The sequence below is a fragment of the Nocardia farcinica genome, from assembly GCF_001182745.1.
In the GTDB taxonomy this organism is placed as follows: domain Bacteria; phylum Actinomycetota; class Actinomycetes; order Mycobacteriales; family Mycobacteriaceae; genus Nocardia; species Nocardia farcinica.
Window position 1 is genome coordinate 17642 of the sequence record NZ_LN868941.1, and the last position, 11993, is coordinate 29634.

Below are 11993 nucleotides of genomic sequence, written 5' to 3' on the forward strand. Positions count from 1 at the left end.
GCGCGAGTGGGGATGGGCGGATGGCGGTCAGCGCGCCGTGTCCGGTTCGGCGTCGGTGCCGCCCGCGACGAGAGAGCGCGGGCGAAAGTCGCGCGCGAACCGGTCGGTGAGCTGCGCCAGCAGCGCGAGCAATTGGTCGCGGGGAACGTCGACCGACTGGAAGGACCCGCCGAAGCGCACCGCGTCGGCGTCCGGGGCGATGGTGAGCCGTTCCCGGCCGTCGCCGAGGTCGGTGACCTCGAGCCGGTCGCCGTCGGCGTCTTCGAAGACGGTGTGCGGCATGACGCGGATGCTGTCGGGCAGGCCCGCCGGGCGGACGCCGTGGCGCAGCAGGGCGACGGTCTCGGGCGTCAGCGCGCTCGCGGTGCGCAGCCGGAGTTCGAGTTCGCCGTCGTCGCTGTAGGCGATCAGCCGCCCGTCGAGGTCGTAGAAGTCGAGCCAGAGCCCGAACTCGTCGGCGCGGTCGGTGGCCGCGCCGACGGCCAGCCCGTTGGCCAGCAGCCCGCGAATGATCCAGCCGGTCGGCCCGAGCGGGGTCACCTGGGCGGAGTCGACGCTGTAGCGGTCGATGAGGTCGAGCTCGTCGCGGAACGGGGTGTCCAGCACCGAGGACCACGCCCGCGCGTCCTGGTCTTTGCGCGACATCACGCCCGCCCCTCGTCGGTCAGCGAGGCCCACCAGCCGTCGACGAGGCCGTGCGCTGTCCAGTCCGCGAGCTGGGCGTGCGCGCAATCGCGGTGTGCGACCACCGCCGCGGCGCGCTCGATCGGGTAGCAGTGCGAATGCGTCGAGCAGCCCTGAGTCCAACCGGGTACGTCCTCGTCGAGCACGATGACGTTCGTAGGGACCAAGCCGTCGGAGGTGAGCGGGCCGAGCAGAGTGGCTTCCCGGTCCGGGTCGCCGAGCGCGGCGGCGGGCAGCATCGCGAAATCCCAGCGCCGGGAAGAGGACAGGACTGCGACGCGGACCGGATCGTGCAGCAGCGCGGCGGCGGCCTGCACGGCGGCCACGGCGGTGTAGCCGTAGCAGAAGATCTCGAGCGGGGTGCCGTCGAGACGGGAGTAGACCGAGGCGCACCACTCGGTGCTAGCGGCGATTTCGTCCGCGCCGAGCGCCAGGCCGTCGCCGTTGCACACGAGCATCTCCAGCGGGATGCCCCGGACTTCGCCGACGGGAATGTAGATGTTCACGTGGCCGACGACGCGGACCTGCGCGTCGTAACCGAGTTCGGTCAGCGCGGTCAACTCAGGTGCGTAGCGCACCTGTGCCTCGGCGACGAGAGCGTCGAATTTGGTGGAGGGCATTGCCCTGCTCCCTTCGGGGGATTTGCGAGTGGGGATCGAAGGGGGCGGGGTGTCCGGTCCCGCCCGGCTTCGGTGTTGCTCAGGTGGTGTCAGTGGCGCTCGCGCGGTTCTGCGGTGGCGAGCAGTTCGAGCAGGGCTTCGATGTCGCTAGAGCCCGCGAGGCGGGCGGCGAGGGGTGTCCGCATGCGGGTGATTACGGCGTGCAGCGTGCCGCGCGGACCATCGGACACTGGATGCCGGTCGCCGGTGCGCGGGTCCACGAGCTCGCCGGTGACCTGGATGTCGATCAACGGGTTCCGGCGGAACACCAGGAAGCAGCGCGTGGTGACGTAGTCGAATTCGATGTCGGCTCCGAACGCAAGGGCCGGTTCGGGGGCGTCGCGGACGATGACCTCGAAGTAGCGGTAGCCAGAGAAGATCGCGGTGAACGGTGCGGTGCACACGGTGACGCTGAGCCATTGCCGGGTGCCCGCGTGCCAGGCGGTGTAGGGGCCGGTGCGGGTGAGATCGGTCAGGGTCTCCACGAACGCCGCGTGACGCGCCTCGTAGTCCGGCGTCCGCCACCATGCGCGGCTGTCGCCCCGATGGAACCGGGCGATACAGAACAACACGGTCCCGCTGACGAGCAAGCCCGCGACGTCGAGCCAAGCGCGCCGTTGCACCGCCGTGTACAGGCTGGAGCCGATCGCGGCGGCCGCCACGAACATGGTCAGGGGGAACAGCTTGTTGAGAATCTTGCGGATCACGATCGAAACCTTTCGTCGATAGGAAAAGGAGGGAGGGAGCCGGGCGCGGCTCAGCCGTTGACCCACTCGATCGGCACTTCCACGCCCCAGAAGCGGCGGTGGAGCAGCCGCCGGGCGTTCTCGGCGTCGGTCAGCCGTCCGTCGCGGCGGCGGAAGTGGACGATCGGGCAGCCCTCGATCGAGGGCCAGAAGGTGCCGTCGGCGTGCCGGATTCCGGACTGGATCAGGGCGTACGCCTCGCGGCCGGAGCCACCCGAGTTGCACGCGGTCACCCGGACGACGGGCACCCCGGCGGCGATCCGCGCGTCGCGCTCGGCGACGGCCTCGGCGGTGTCGAAGTACTCGGGGTCGTGATTAGAGGCGTAGAGAGCGGCGCGGATCTGCTCGGCGGTGCACTGCACGTTCAGCTGTCCGGCCGCGGCGGTGGAGGGCATGAGGTGCTCCTTCGGCGATGGCGAGTGGGGGAGCGACGGGCGGAAGTGTCCGGTTTCCGCCCCGTCGCTTCGGGTGACGGAAAGGGTCAGAAGGGTGCTTCGTCGTCGCCCCACGGGGCGCTTGAGTCACCGCGCCCGTCGGCGGGCTCGTCGTCCTCGTCGTCGGGGTTCCAGTCGTCGGGGACGCCGTCGGCCCACACCACTGCCTTGGCGTTGTGGTCCCAGGTGACGTTGGCGAGGGCCTGCACGTTCTCCAGCGAGGCGTCGTCTTCGACGCGAACGCCCGCCGGGATGTGCCACAGGTCGCCCCGGAAGTCCCAGGCCGACCCGCTGCGCTGGGCCGAGGAGCTGACTTCCTCGGCCGCCCAGGCGCGGGCGTCGGCCTCGGTGACGAATTCCTTCTCGTCGAGGGAGCGTCGCTCGGACGCGGGCGGGACGTCGGAGAAGACGACGTAGAAGCGATCGTGGTCCGCGACCACTGCTGCCAGAGGACTCATGGGAATGCCCTTTCGTAGGGTGCGAGTGGGGTCGAAGAAGGCGGGGTGTCCGGTCCCGCTTCCTTCTATGTCATATATTACCCGATATATCGGCGAAGGCCAAGCACTTTCCGATGGGTGAGTCGGATTGGTTCCCGCCCGATCGGTCTCGGGCGGGAAGTCAGTCGGTGCTGTAGGAGTGCCGGTGCCGGGCCGGGGCGCATTGCCGACGGCGCAGCACGGCGAGCCGTCGCGTGTCCTGCGATCGGGCGGGGCTCGATGGGCGCGCCGCCGGGCATCCCTCCGGTTCGCCGAGCGGTGCGGTGGCAGACAGAACAGCGAGGGCCGCCTCCCAGCGATCGGCCCGGTCCGCCGCCCGCAGCTGCACCGCCAGAACGGTCAGGCTCGCCGCGCCGACACCGACGGCGACCACGGCGAGCGGCGCGGACAACGGCATGGTCGCCACCGCCCACAGGAACGACAGCGCCGCGAGGCAGCCGTGCGCCGCCGACAGCGTGGTCGCGCCGGGTCGCTCGCCGGTGGCGGGGAACCGTTGCGCGTCTCGGCGGTAGGAGAGCGCGAGCGCGGCGAACACGACACCCGGCCCGCCGAGGAGCAGGGCCGGGACGGCGTACGAGGCGGACACAGCCGTCAGCTCCGCACCCGTGCGGCGGCTGGCGCGCCCGCGTCGGCGGCAGCGACCCGAACCGGATCGGCAGCGGCGGACGGACCGCCGGAACCGGCTGGAGCCGGATCGGGTTGTGGGACGGCGGCGGACGGGGTGACCGGCGTGCCCGGGGAGGTCGACTCAAGTTCGGAGTCCTCCGCCGGCGGCGGAGTCAGCGGCGCTTCGGCCGCAGCGGTCGACGCACGTGAGGGGCGAGGCCGAGGCTTGGCCTTCGCCCGCTTCGCCACAGCACGGATAGCGTCGGTGGGCTTGAGTCCGATCCGTTCCAGCGCGGCCGCCTCGGCTCCGGCATTGGTGGCCGCCTCGTAGGCAGCCACCACGGCATCCTCGGCAGCTTCCTCATCGGCGATCAACCGCGCTGTCTCGGCCCGGCGCGTCTCGGACGCCTGCTGCCATTCCCCGACCTTCACCGCGAGTTCGCCGATGCGCGTCTCCATATCGTCGTCGATGACCGCCCGCCGGTACGCGGACAGAGCATCGGTCGCCATCTTCTTCGCCATGGGAAACCTCTCGTCGCTCAGCGCTCACTAATGGAGCGATCGAACCTAGTGTATCTAATGTATCTACAGAACGGAGGTGGTCAACCATGCGAACGGGAGTCGGGTGAGTGCGCGCCTTGCTCGCCGGGTGTCCCGTTCGTTCAGTCTGCGCACCGGGGCGGGCTGGGGTCGGGCGCCCGCAGCCTCGATCCAGCCCCCCTCGTTCACGGCACCGGCCTCGTCGCGTATCGCGCCCGCCCAGCGAACGAAAGCGTTTTCCACGTGGAGCTCACCGTGAGCCGCAGCGTGGCTGACCAGCCTTTTCCGGTGAGCAAGATATCCCAAAACCCCGGGGTTTTGGGTTGCGCCCGGGGACGGGCGCGAGACACACTCGAAGTGATTCGAGTGTGTCTAAAGCCTCCAGAGGATCTGGAGGCGCCGATGTACCCAGACCTGCGGTCCGGCCACATCGGCTGGCCCGGCAGGCGACTGCCGGCCCTGCGAGCGCACCAGTGCGCCCGGTAGGCGAAAGGACGTGAAGTGCCCCCGAAGAGCAGACAGGGCCATCGGCCTCACTCCGTCGAGAAGCGGACGCGCCGCCATGAGGCGCTGTTCGCACCCGCGGAGTGGGCACTAGTGGCCGCCGCGGCGGCCACTGTCGGGCTGAAGCCTGGCGCCTTCATCGCCAAGGCAGCCGTTGGTGCCGCGCGTGCGTTCGCCGCACAGCGCAATGGCTCAGCCGTCCGCACCAGCGGCCAGGTGGAGATCCTCATCGCCGAGGTTCGGGAGTTGCGCCGACTGCTGGGCAACGTGGCCGGGAATGTGAACGATGTCGCCAAGCACGCGAACTCCACCGGCGAACTCGGCCAGAACGCGGACGCGGTGCTCGCCTACACCCGCAAGATCAACGGCCGCATCGACACATGGTTGGTTGAACAGCTTCGGCACGGTGCGCTGTGATCGGCAAGGCGATCAGGGGATGGGACGGGCAGCGGCTCGTGCGGTACCTGTTCTCGAAGGGCAAGTACAACGAGCACACCAACCCCACCGTGATCGCAGCATGGCAATCCGACCCCGACGCCCTTCAACCGGTATGGGTCGGCCCCGACGACTGCGACTTCGCGCCCGGTGAGATCGGCAAACTCGCCAACCAGGTAACCGCCCTGTCGGATGCGATCGGGCTGCCCACCGAACAGCCCGAGCCCGGCCAGCCGGGCTACACCAAGCACGGCTACATCTGGCACCTGCCGGTGGCCATCGGCGCCGAAGACGGGGAACTCGGCCACGACACCTGGCGGCGCATCGCCGAGGACATGCTGCACGAGACCGGGATCGCGAAAGCGGGAGACGCCGGGGCGTGCCGGTGGATCGCGGTGCACCACGGCAAGTCCGTCGACGGCAACGACCACATTCACATCGCCGCGGTCCTCGTGCGCGCCGACACCGGCAAACGCTTCTACCCCGACAACGATTGGAAAGCCGTACGCCGCGTCGCCCGGCGCTGGGAACAAGCTCTCGGTCTGCGAATGACCGCCATCAACGACCCGTCGGCCGTACCCACCCCGACGCGCGGGGAACAGGAAAAGGCGAAGCGCCGCCACGCCGCCGGCGACGACGGCATGCTGCGAGCGACACCAGGTGCCGCGGCACGGGTACAGCTGCGGCAGATGATCACCGAGACCGCCGCCGTCGCGACGAGCGCCGACGAATTCGTTGCCCGGCTCCGCGACGCGGGCATGCTCATCGACTTCAAGTACGACGCCATCGGGCAGATCAAGGGATGGGCGGTCGCCGCTCCCGGGGACGTATCGGCGAGAACCGGCGAGCCCATCTACTTCGCGCCCAGCCGGCACTTGGGCGCAGATATGTCTTGGCCGCGGATCACCGCCCGCTGGTCGGCCTCCGTGCCCGGCCGTCCCGGCGCCGCGCGGGAAGCGGCCGCCACCGACACAGCACGCGAGCCGCATGCAGTGCTGGCCGACAGCGCTGAGCGGGTCCGGTCGGTCACCACCGCAGTGCGCGGTGGCCGCGCCGACGTGGCGACCGTGGCCCGCGAGTTGCAGGACGTCATCAGTAGTTGGGCATCCATCGCCGACGGTGCGGCGCGCCAGGGCCCGCTCTCCCGGGCCGCCTGGGTCTACGACCGCGCCGCCCGCACCCGGCGCGGTCTGGCCGCCGTTCCCGCCGGGCAACTCGCCGCCGAACTGCGTGAGGTCTCGCGCGGACTCGCTGCGGTCCGAATGCTGTCCGGTCGCGGCCTGCAACGAGATCCGAGCCTGCAACTCGGGCTCGCTATCGCCGAACTGTTGCTGGAGATCGCCGCATGGCACCAGCAGAACCAGCGCATCGCTGCCGCGCGCAGTGCCCGCGAAGCCGCCGGCCTGGTGCGCGCGCACGGGGAGGCCACCGGTGCCGTCCCGGGCCAGCTCCCGCCGCGGCGCGCCCCGGCGGGCACCGGGCACACGCCCACCGTCACAGCACACCCCGGTCCGGCCGCGCGGCCGGGCGAAGGCCGCCGCGAACTGCCTGCGGTGCGCGGCGTCCGTGAACTGCCGTCCGGCCCAACAAGGAAGGAACACCGACGATGAACCAGCCGGTCATTGAAACGCCCGTGATGGGCATCCCTCGCGAGGACACCATGCGCATGGCACTGGCAGCACGCACGCTGTCGGGAGTGCTGAGGCAGCTACGGGAACGGCGGGGCCGCTCCGCCTGGGACGACGCCGAGAACGCCGCCCGCAAGAACGCGGTCCTCGACCGCCACACGGTCAACCGATTCAGCCGTGCCGACGCCGAGGAATGGAACACTGCGGAAAGGGAAGGTCGCATCCGAGCCGAACGGCACCCGGATACCGGCATGACAATTCGTGTGGCCCCACTCTCGCGCGGCCGATTCGGGGTGCAAGCCGGATGGGAGGACAACCACGCCGAGGCAGTGTTCGGCTCCGAGGATCTTGCCGCCCGGGTGGCCGACTGGCTGCGAGCCGACGGCTCAGCCGATGCTGTCGACGATCTACGCCGCAATGTCGAGGACATGCACGCCACGTCCCGGCCACGGCAGCAACGGACTCTCCGAGACATCGAGCTCGCCGAGGCCCGCAAATGGGCACAAGAGAACGATGCCGACTGGTACCGCTGGTGGGAGTTGAGCTACACCAACGCCGACACCATCGATGGACGCCGCCTCGACGAGGCCGAGATCATCAACAAGTGGGTCGACGCCACCGGCGGCACCACCCGCAGCGCCGTCGGCGTGGCCCGGCGCTGGCTGGCCGAACACGATCCGGAGTGGACCAAGAACTGGGTGGCCGAATACGACAACTGCGACACACGCGACGGACGCCGCAGCCTCGAAGCTGAGATCGTTCGCCGATGGCGCGCCCAGTCTCGCGCTGGGCGTGGACGTGGCGGAGCCGGCCAGGACCAGGGCGCTGACGCAGGTGCCGCGGAACAGGGCAGCGGTCCGCAGGACCAGCGCACTCCGACCCCACTCGCAGACCGACTGCGGGGGCGAGTGCCTGATCGTGTTCTCGATGATCCGCGTTGGCATGTCGCCGAGGACCAGTTTGCTGTGCTCACCTCGCAGGGCGCCGACCCGGACACCCTCATCGAATCCGTTGCCGCGATCGACTTCAACAACGGCCAGATCCGCGCACCCAGCGGCTTCGCCGCCTGGGCAATGCGCGAAGCCGCGAAGAAGGGGAAAGCAGCCAACGCGCACACCCGCAGCGAGGAAGATGCTCGCCGCTCGGTGGCAGAGGAATGGCTCATGAGTGCGGACCCGGACTCACCGTTCGACCGAGCCCGCGCGGCGCAGTTGGTCGGCGAGATCGACGATGACTTCGACGCCCTGCTCGCCCGCAAGTACCCGGGCATCCTCGATGGCGATGCCGAGCAGGCGCGAGCCAAGGCCGCACAGCACGAGAGCAACGCCGATACCGCTGACGACCAGGCTCGCAAGGACAACGCCGCGGCCCAGCAGACCGCGGACGAGGACGAGGCTGAGGACACGGTGTTCGTGGTCGACAGCGACGGCACCGTCATCACCGTGCCGTTCGTTCCAGCACCGGAACCCCCGCCCGAAGCCGAAGCCGAAGCGGCCAGCCACGCCGCCGACGCCGACCGCGAGCACGAGGCCGCCGACCGCGAGCACGACACCGACTCCCAACACCGCGCCACCCGCACCGCCGAAGCCGCAGCGCAGGCTCCGCTCACCCCACCCAAACAAGCCAAAACCAACGCCAAGACCCGTCGGCGAACCCCACCGCCGGCCAAACCCGCGGCGACGCACACCCGGAACCGGGGCCGCGCGCACTGAGGCGGCCTCTTCATCGTCGGGTGGCCTGCGCGGGCGAGATCCTGCGCGGGCCACCCGGGATCGGCGTCGCCAGACAGAATCGCCCGCCCATCGTCTGCGGTGCTTATGCTGGGCCCTGAGCAGTGGAACGCGAATCACTGGCTGCTCTGGGACATGGCCCTCCCCTCCGGCCATGTACACGAAGATGCCCATCGGTTGAATCCGATGGGCATCTCTTTCCTCGTCCAGTCCCGGCGATCCGGGGGTAAGCCGCCGGGGCGGCTGCGGTCACAGGATCGCGCGGAACTCGATGGTCACCACCACGCTGACCAGATACTCGATCGGTGCGGCGAGCAGCGGCACGATCGTGTGGTCGATGCCGACGACGGTCGGCGCGTAGGTCTCACCGGTCAGGGTGGTCTCTTCGGCCGCCGCAGTGCGAGCACGCTCCTGACACTGTTCGACAAGAGCCTCGACGCTATCGGGAATCTCGGCGGATGAGGAGACGGTCCGGGTGGCCGCATACGCGACCACATCGTCGTGCAGGGAAGTCGGGCTGCTCATGATCTCGTGTCCTTATATCGGAGGGAATGGGGTCCTCGGCCCATGCCCAACTAGCGGGCATGCACCGGAGTCGGTGGTTCAGCGGTCAGCGCTGGTGACAGTGTCGATGAACGTGCGCCCGTCGCGGTCGACGGTGGTCACGTTCTGGCGGTAGGTCTTGGTCTCGCCGGATGGCCTGCGCTCGAATACCTCGACGAGGTGCCGCGCAGGTTCCAGCTCGGTGATTGTCAGGCAGTAGCTCGTCTTGTCGGGGATGGTGTTGATTCCCTTCTGGATCGTGTCCGCAGAGGAGACGGGGGCCTCCGGCAGCACCAGGGCACGCACTTGCTCCCCTGACCGGGCGACATAGTAGGCGTGCTGGAAGGCGAAGATGACGGGCACGCTCCCGACCAGACCGCCCTGGTTGTCGCCGCGATGTACCTTGCCCTCCGCGGTGTTCGGGCACTTCCCGCCAGCGAGAAAGCCCACCGTTGTGGTCACCGCTGGCGGTGGTGGTGGGGCCACAGACAGAGCGGGTTGCGGCGGCGGGGTGGGCTCCAAGCTGTTGAGCCCCACAGCGAGCGCACCCAGTCCCAGCGCACTGACGGCGGCTGCAATGCCGAGCGCCTTGTACCGAGGTCGGCGACTGGGCACGGGCGCCGGCTCGGGGGCTCTCTCAACGGCGTCCGCCGGTTGGAACTCGAGGTCCTGTTCGTCGGGCTCCGGCAGGACCTCTGGAATTTTCAGGGGCGATAGAACCGGGGTCCACCGGCCAGAAGCCGGGACGGGTCGATCGGTGTTTGCGTTCATCCTCGTTCCCCTTTCAACGTCCGCGTCCGGGAGTCCGCTGCGGGGCAGCGCTGGTATTTGCTCTACTGGCCGGGGTCATCGACGTACCGGCGGCCGCGGGCGCTCCGGCAGACGGGGTCAGCGGTCCGTTCGCCGCCCGCAGCGCCTGTTCCCCGCGCCGGGCCTCTTGCAGCTGGGCGAAGGTTGGGCGCCCACTGCCGTTGCGGGCGGTAGCCGTCACCGTCGAGGTCTGGCTGCGTGCTACGGGGGCGGTAGCTTCGGCGGCGCTGGCCTGCTGCACGTAGCGCAGGGCGGCCTCCACCACCGCGCCAGTCTTGCGAGGGTCACCGTTGGGAAGTGCGGCCCACTGCGGTGAGCCAACCTCTGGGATCTCCCCCCGCCGCATGGCAGCGCGCAGATACGGGCCTGCCCACGCCTGTACCGCGTCGACGCTCAGGCGATCCGCCGTGGATGGAAACCCAGGCTGCACAGCAGCCGCCTCCTGTTCTGCCAGCACATCAGCGCGCATAACACCGGGCAGGGTCTTGAGCTTGTCGGGACGGAATCCGGAGAACCGAACGTCTCCCGCCTCCACCACCGGCGCGCCCTGGAACCCCATGTCCAGCAATCGCTGGCGTGCGGCCGAGTCCTGGGTGACATCGACGATCCGATAGTCGAACCCGAGATTGTCGAGGGTGCGCTTGGTGGCATCGCACTGCGGGCACTGCGGTTTGGTGTAGACGGTTATCTGGACGCCTTCGCCCGGCGCGATTGCGGTCTGTGCCATGGTCGTCTCCGGATTCTGTTGGTTCTGCACTGATTTCGCGGGCGCACTCTCGATCCCGAGTTCGGTCTCTGCTTCCGGGGCCCACTGCCACCGCCAGCCTGTCTCGGGGTCGAACGACCGCCGGAACACGCCCTCCATGGCCTTCTCGGCCGCCGCGATGGCCTCGTCCGCACCGGGGAATCCGCGCTCGAGTTGCTCATCGGTGACGGGCACAAACTCGTCGAAGTCGTGCCCGAGATCGAAGTGGTTGCTGGCGTCCTTGCCGGTCGCCGCTTCCACGACGAGCACTTCCCCCACACGCCCGACCAGCATCCGCTTGACCTGGAGGGCGTGCTGGTAGCCCGCTGAATCGCGATCAGCGATGATGATTACTCGCCGTGCGCCGGTGAGCTGGCGGGCGTGCTCGAGCCGAAACGAACCGGCACCCATTGCATTGCAGGTGGCGAACCGCCCGGCAGCCCGAATTCGGTCGACGTCCTTCTCTCCTTCGGGGAGGTGGATGTCTTCGCCGTCAGCGATTGCCTGTACCACCTCGGGAAGGTGATACAGCACCGGTTCGAACCCGCCTTTGCTCCACCGCCCGCCGGCATCCATCTTGCGCTGGAAGAACATCTTGTCGGTGCCGCGCTCGTGCGGAACGTGCATTCGCACGACCTCACCGAGGGGGCGTCCTCGGTGGTCGGTGTAGTGGTAGATCGCCGCCTGGTAGCGGGGACCAACCACCTTGCCGAGGCGTTCCTTCTTTGAGGGCTTCGGCGGAACCTGTGCGTCACGTCGCGCTTCCGGACCTTCCGGTCGCGGCGCTCGCGGCCGCGACGGCGAGCCGGGCGCGCGGACCCACTGCCGGTCCCAAATCGCTGATTCAGGCAGGCCGACCGTGGCCAGCACCTCGGTGTCGGAGCATCCGGTAAAGCATCTGACCACGGTCTTGTGCTTGTCCGCGTTGTAGATCAGGCCCAAGCTCGGATCATCGTCCTGATGCGCCGGGCAGTGGTACATCGTCCACTGCCCGCGCTTCGATGCTGGTCCTGCCGGGCGACTGTTCTCGAATGCCCACTCGTCGAGTGCCCGGGTGATCCGGGCAAACGACGGAGGTGAGCCGGGCTTATCAGTTCTCACGGCGCACCACCTCCACGGGTGCTTATGAATCTGATGGAGCTAATGTATCTAAAATGGAGCCCGCGCCAGCGCTGCGAGTCCGCCGGGACTGCTTACCTGCGCTTTGCGACTCCGGCCAGACCGGCCAGCGTCATGCCCACGGCCGCGCCGAGGACACCACCCACTGCTCCCAGAGCCTTCCGCCCCGTCCGCTTACGGCCTCGCGTGGGGGCCGGGTTCGGGTGCGCCATGTTGACGGCGACCACCACGACCACGATCAGCACAGCAACGACCGGGTACACCAGCAGAAGCGACATTTCTGATGACCTCCTCTTTCGTCGTCGATGGCCAA

General features: G+C 69.1%; 14 protein-coding genes. 3 read left to right on the plus strand and 11 right to left on the minus strand.

Going from position 1 to position 11993, the window contains the following annotated elements; genetic code table 11:
* Positions 1-27: 27 nt before the first annotated feature.
* From AMO33_RS29470 to AMO33_RS29500, 7 genes are all read right to left on the minus strand, one after another.
* On the minus strand, positions 28-645 hold the full coding sequence (locus AMO33_RS29470) for a hypothetical protein (protein ID WP_060595230.1): 618 nt from the start codon (positions 643-645) through the stop codon (positions 28-30).
* Positions 645-1304, minus strand: a complete 660-nt coding sequence (locus tag AMO33_RS29475; RefSeq protein ID WP_060595231.1) for a hypothetical protein — start codon at positions 1302-1304, stop codon at positions 645-647. The genes AMO33_RS29470 and AMO33_RS29475 overlap by 1 nt, the downstream gene beginning before the upstream one ends.
* 89 nt (positions 1305-1393) lie before the next feature.
* Positions 1394-2050 (minus strand): hypothetical protein, encoded by a 657-nt coding sequence (locus tag AMO33_RS29480; protein ID WP_060595232.1) that lies wholly within the window; start codon positions 2048-2050, stop codon positions 1394-1396.
* Between the two features lie 50 nt (positions 2051-2100).
* Positions 2101-2484: a hypothetical protein gene (locus AMO33_RS29485; RefSeq protein WP_060595233.1), complete on the minus strand. Its 384-nt coding sequence runs from the start codon at positions 2482-2484 to the stop codon at positions 2101-2103.
* Between the two features lie 86 nt (positions 2485-2570).
* On the minus strand, positions 2571-2981 hold the full coding sequence (locus tag AMO33_RS29490; RefSeq protein ID WP_076574089.1) for a hypothetical protein: 411 nt from the start codon (positions 2979-2981) through the stop codon (positions 2571-2573).
* 160 nt (positions 2982-3141) lie between these two features.
* Complete coding sequence (locus AMO33_RS29495; protein ID WP_060595235.1) at positions 3142-3606, minus strand: hypothetical protein; 465 nt, start codon at positions 3604-3606, stop codon at positions 3142-3144.
* Between the two features lie 5 nt (positions 3607-3611).
* Positions 3612-4148 (minus strand): hypothetical protein, encoded by a 537-nt coding sequence (locus AMO33_RS29500; protein WP_060595236.1) that lies wholly within the window; start codon positions 4146-4148, stop codon positions 3612-3614.
* A 519-nt stretch (positions 4149-4667) separates the two neighbouring features.
* On the opposite strand from AMO33_RS29500, the gene AMO33_RS29505 reads away from it, so the two are divergent.
* Genes AMO33_RS29505 through AMO33_RS29515 form a run of 3 tightly spaced genes read left to right on the plus strand, consistent with a single transcriptional unit; the run spans position 4668 to position 8445 of the window.
* Positions 4668-5087: a MobC domain-containing protein gene (locus AMO33_RS29505; RefSeq protein ID WP_060595237.1), complete on the plus strand. Its 420-nt coding sequence runs from the start codon at positions 4668-4670 to the stop codon at positions 5085-5087.
* The gene (locus tag AMO33_RS29510; protein ID WP_060595238.1) at positions 5084-6715 is read left to right on the plus strand and encodes a relaxase/mobilization nuclease domain-containing protein; all 1632 of its coding nucleotides are present in this window, start codon (positions 5084-5086) and stop codon (positions 6713-6715) included. Before AMO33_RS29505 ends, AMO33_RS29510 begins: the two co-directional genes overlap by 4 nt.
* Positions 6712-8445 (plus strand): hypothetical protein, encoded by a 1734-nt coding sequence (locus AMO33_RS29515; RefSeq protein WP_076574087.1) that lies wholly within the window; start codon positions 6712-6714, stop codon positions 8443-8445. The genes AMO33_RS29510 and AMO33_RS29515 overlap by 4 nt, the downstream gene beginning before the upstream one ends.
* A gap of 267 nt (positions 8446-8712) precedes the next feature.
* Here the strand turns inward: AMO33_RS29515 and AMO33_RS29520 are convergent, their stop codons facing one another.
* The 4 genes from AMO33_RS29520 to AMO33_RS29535 all read right to left on the minus strand — a co-directional run bounded on the left by AMO33_RS29520 (position 8713) and on the right by AMO33_RS29535 (position 11958).
* The gene (locus AMO33_RS29520) at positions 8713-8988 is read right to left on the minus strand and encodes a hypothetical protein (RefSeq protein WP_041561525.1); all 276 of its coding nucleotides are present in this window, start codon (positions 8986-8988) and stop codon (positions 8713-8715) included.
* Positions 8989-9066: 78 nt separating this feature from the next.
* Positions 9067-9468 (minus strand): hypothetical protein, encoded by a 402-nt coding sequence (locus AMO33_RS29525; protein WP_076574085.1) that lies wholly within the window; start codon positions 9466-9468, stop codon positions 9067-9069.
* 322 nt (positions 9469-9790) lie between these two features.
* Entirely contained in the window at positions 9791-11662 is a 1872-nt protein-coding gene (locus tag AMO33_RS33075) for a glutaredoxin domain-containing protein (protein ID WP_076574083.1), read from the minus strand.
* A 92-nt stretch (positions 11663-11754) separates the two neighbouring features.
* Positions 11755-11958, minus strand: coding sequence for a hypothetical protein (locus tag AMO33_RS29535; protein WP_060595241.1), 204 nt, complete (start codon positions 11956-11958; stop codon positions 11755-11757).
* Positions 11959-11993: the final 35 nt, after the last annotated feature.

What these genes read in the sequence shown, in the direction of transcription:
- AMO33_RS29485 (WP_060595233.1), bottom strand. Translation starts at nt 2,484, where the DNA reads ATGCCCTCCACCGCCGCGGCCGGACAGCTGAACGTGCAGTGCACCGCC.
- AMO33_RS29475 (WP_060595231.1), bottom strand. Translation starts at nt 1,304, where the DNA reads ATGCCCTCCACCAAATTCGACGCTCTCGTCGCCGAGGCACAGGTGCGC.
- AMO33_RS29520 (WP_041561525.1), bottom strand. Translation starts at nt 8,988, where the DNA reads ATGAGCAGCCCGACTTCCCTGCACGACGATGTGGTCGCGTATGCGGCC.
- AMO33_RS29490 (WP_076574089.1), bottom strand. Translation starts at nt 2,981, where the DNA reads ATGAGTCCTCTGGCAGCAGTGGTCGCGGACCACGATCGCTTCTACGTC.
- AMO33_RS29500 (WP_060595236.1), bottom strand. Translation starts at nt 4,148, where the DNA reads ATGGCGAAGAAGATGGCGACCGATGCTCTGTCCGCGTACCGGCGGGCG.
- AMO33_RS29535 (WP_060595241.1), bottom strand. Translation starts at nt 11,958, where the DNA reads ATGTCGCTTCTGCTGGTGTACCCGGTCGTTGCTGTGCTGATCGTGGTC.
- AMO33_RS29515 (WP_076574087.1), top strand. Translation starts at nt 6,712, where the DNA reads ATGAACCAGCCGGTCATTGAAACGCCCGTGATGGGCATCCCTCGCGAG.
- AMO33_RS29470 (WP_060595230.1), bottom strand. Translation starts at nt 645, where the DNA reads ATGTCGCGCAAAGACCAGGACGCGCGGGCGTGGTCCTCGGTGCTGGAC.